The 3,143-nt window shown below is 66.6% G+C and carries 4 protein-coding genes; 2 read left to right on the top strand and 2 right to left on the bottom strand.

What is annotated here, in order from left to right:
* Positions 1-889, bottom strand: an 889-nt coding sequence (locus Q8M82_RS16375) for a carbamoyl phosphate synthase preATP-grasp domain-containing protein (RefSeq protein WP_465248084.1), incomplete at its 3' end; no start/stop codon positions are given.
* 208 nt (positions 890-1,097) lie between these two features.
* On the opposite strand from Q8M82_RS16375, the gene Q8M82_RS16370 reads away from it, so the two are divergent.
* Entirely contained in the window at positions 1,098-1,502 is a 405-nt protein-coding gene (locus Q8M82_RS16370) for a GtrA family protein (RefSeq protein WP_305692390.1), read from the top strand.
* Between the two features lie 21 nt (positions 1,503-1,523).
* Here Q8M82_RS16370 and Q8M82_RS16365 read toward each other — a convergent pair whose 3' ends face one another.
* On the bottom strand, positions 1,524-2,480 hold the full coding sequence (locus Q8M82_RS16365) for a LysR family transcriptional regulator (protein ID WP_305692389.1): 957 nt from the start codon (positions 2,478-2,480) through the stop codon (positions 1,524-1,526).
* Positions 2,481-2,575: 95 nt separating this feature from the next.
* Here Q8M82_RS16365 and Q8M82_RS16360 point away from each other — a divergent pair.
* Positions 2,576-3,143: MBL fold metallo-hydrolase (locus tag Q8M82_RS16360; protein WP_371126382.1), on the top strand; the 568-nt coding region annotated here is incomplete at its 3' end.

Here is a 3,143-nt window from a genome sequence, read left to right as displayed (position 1 = left end):
ACTGCGCGCTCTCGCTTAACCAGAAGACGATTCCGCAGCCCGATGGCAGCAAGATCAGCGTGCTCGAGAAGTTTGACGTCGAGATGATCGGCGCCACCGTGATCGAATCGCCGGTGTGGACGCCCATCGGGTCAAGGTTCTCGATCGAGCAGACGATGATGCAGTTGTCGTTCTTGTCGCGAACGACCTCCATCTCGTACTCCTTCCAGCCGAGCACGCTCTCCTCGATGAGGATCTCGCTGGTCGGGGAGGCGTCGAAGCCGCGCTCGCAGATCTCGATGAACTCGCCCTTGTTGTAGGCGATGCCGCCGCCGGTGCCGCCCATGGTGAAGGATGGGCGGATGATCGCCGGCAGGCCGATGTCCTCGAGCGCGGTCAGCGCCTGGCCGAGATTCTTGACGTGGTGCGAGCGCGGGGTATCGAGGCCGATCTTGGTCATCGCCTCGCGGAACAGCTCGCGGTCCTCGGCCTTGTCGATCGCCTCGGCGGTGGCGCCGATCATCTCGACGTCAAACTTCTCGAGCACGCTGATCTTGCTGCCATCGGGCTGCGGAATCGTCTTCTGGTTAAGCGAGAGCGCGCAGTTCAGCGCGGTCTGCCCGCCCATGGTCGGCAGCAGGGCGAAGCCGCCGGGGAGCACGTTGCGCTCCTTCTCGATGATCTTGGCGACGATCTCGGGCGTGATCGGCTCGACATAGGTCGCATCCGCCAGCTCGGGATCGGTCATGATCGTGGCCGGGTTCGAATTGACCAGCACGATGCGGTAGCCCTCGGCCTTCAGCGTCTTCACGGCCTGGGTGCCGGAATAGTCGAACTCGCAGGCCTGGCCGATGATGATGGGGCCGGCGCCGATGATCAGGATGGTCTTGATGTCTGTGCGCTTGGGCATGGGGCTCGACTTCGTCTTGAGGCAGGCGCGCGCACTCGCTGCCGTCCGATCATGCGAGCGGGCCGGTGCGAGCGCCTGAGATGAATGCTAGGCGCTCGCTATAGAGGGGAGGAGCGGCGCAGGGAAGCGGAAAGCGCGCGAGCACACAGCCGGCTGCGGCGCGGACGCCGTTCAGGCTTCGTTGGGGCAAAGCCTGTAAGGAGGCGCCATGCCGCTGCGCCGCTATCCCCACCAGACCCGCCAGCTCCTGGCCTATGTGCTTGCCGGCGGGCTCACTGCGGTGGCGCATTACGGCGTGCTCGTCGGGCTGGTCGAACTCGCGCAGGTCGATCCGGTACGGGCGACACTGGCGGGCTTCGTCGTCGGGGCCGTGGTCTCCTACACGCTGAACCGCTGGATGACCTTCGAGGCGACCCGCAGCCACGCCCAGGCGACCTGGCGCTTCGGCCTGATCGCCGTCGGCGGCTTCGGGCTGACCTGGGCGCTGATGCACCTGTTCGTGGCGCGGCTGGGCCTGCCCTATCTGCCGATGCAGTTCGTCACTACGGGATTCGTGATGGTGTTCTCGTTCCTCGGGCACAAGTTCTTTTCGTTCGCCGACCGGTCGGGGTAGGGCCGTGGCCCGCGAGGCGGTTCAGGCGTGGGCTTTGACGTGGGTGAGAAACGCCCGCATGGCCGCGCTGGGGTGCCGCCGGTTGGGGTAGTACAGAAACCAGCTCGGAAGCCTTGGGCTCCAGTCCGGCATCAGTTCGATCAGCCGCCCGTCGTCGAGATAGGGCTTGGCATAGGTATCGAAGACATGGGCGATGCCCTGGCCGGCAAGAGCCGCCTGCACCTCCTGATGGGCCGAGCCCAGCGTCAGCCGCGCCTCGGGCGCGATCGACAGGGCCTCCCCATCCTTCTCGAATTCCCAGGTGGCCAACGAACCGCCGGGAAAGCGGCGGCGGATGCAATCATGGCCGATCAGGTCCTGCGGGCTCAGCGGCGTTCCGCGCGCATCACGATAGGCCGGCGAGCAGACGATGGCGTAGCGCAGGGGCGGGCCTAAGGGCGTTGCGATCATGTCCTGCGCCAGTTGCCGGCCGAAGCGCACGCCCGCGTCGAAGCCCCGCTCGACGATGTCGATGAGGGCGGCGTCGCTGACGATCTCGACCTTCACATCGGGATAAAGGTTCATGAAATCGAACACGAGCGGGCACAGAACATGCTCCACGGCCGGGGCCGGCGCGTTGATGCGGATCAGGCCCGAGGGTGTGTCGCGCAACTGGTCGAGGTCTCCCAGCGCCTCCCGGATGTCGTCCAGGGCCGGTGCGAGCCTCGCGAGGAGACGGGCTCCCGCCTCGGTCGGCGCGACGCTGCGCGTCGTGCGGTTCAGGAGCCGAATGCCCAGAGCCTCCTCCAGCGTCGTCACCGTCTGGCTCAGGGCCGAGGAGGAGACCCGCCGCTCGCGCGCCGCGGCCCGAAATCCGCCGCAGCGGATGATCGTGGCGAAGACCTCCAGACTGTCGAGTCGGAGCGGGCTCATTGCAAGGCAGACCTTATCAAGCTGATCGCGTCTGAGAAGCTTATGCGCCCGCCGCGGCGCTGTCATCCTGTACCCAGCAAGACCTGCTGTGCCGAGCAGGACGTGACCACGACAGACATGGGATGACGATGATCCGACCGACCCTCAACCGCCGAACGATCATGCTGTCCGCAGCGAGCGGCAGCGCCGGCCTCATACTGGGGCCAACCGGCGCCGGTCGCGCCGGCGCTCAGACGTCGACGGGCCCTGCCGCCAATGCCGGCTTCTATCAGTTTCGCGTCGGCGAGATCCGCGCGACGGTGCTGAGCGACGGCGTCATCGGCGGGCCGCCGCGAATCTATGCCAGCGACGCTCCGGAAGCGGATCTGCAGACCGTGCTGCGGCGCGCTTTCCTTCCGACCGACCATCTCACCTTGAACCTAAACACGCTCCTGATCGAGACCGGTGGTCGACGCATCCTGCTCGAAGCCGGCGCGGGCGGGACGATGGGTCCCAATGGCGGCCGCATCTTCGCAAACCTCGCGGCCGTCGGCCTGACGCCGGGCGATATCGACGCCGTCGTCGTCTCGCACACCCATCCCGATCACGTCGGCAATCTTCGGGCGGCCGACGGCGGTCGGGCGTTCCCGCGGGCCACCGTCTTCGCACCGAAGGCCGACTGGGATTTCTTCGTTCGAGGCGAGCCCGATCTGTCCTACATGCCGGTGCCTGCGGATTTCCGAAACCGGT

This window comes from Allobosea sp. (genome assembly GCF_030694325.1).
Classification (GTDB): Bacteria; Pseudomonadota; Alphaproteobacteria; order Rhizobiales; family Beijerinckiaceae; genus Allobosea.
The sequence above is the reverse complement of the archived record's forward strand: the minus strand, read 5'-3'. Positions and strand labels throughout refer to the sequence as shown.

Excerpts from the sequence above, each read along its gene's own strand:
- Q8M82_RS16370 (WP_305692390.1), top strand. The coding sequence starts at position 1,098 with ATGCCGCTGCGCCGCTATCCCCACCAGACCCGCCAGCTCCTGGCCTAT.
- Q8M82_RS16365 (WP_305692389.1), bottom strand. The coding sequence starts at position 2,480 with ATGACAGCGCCGCGGCGGGCGCATAAGCTTCTCAGACGCGATCAGCTT.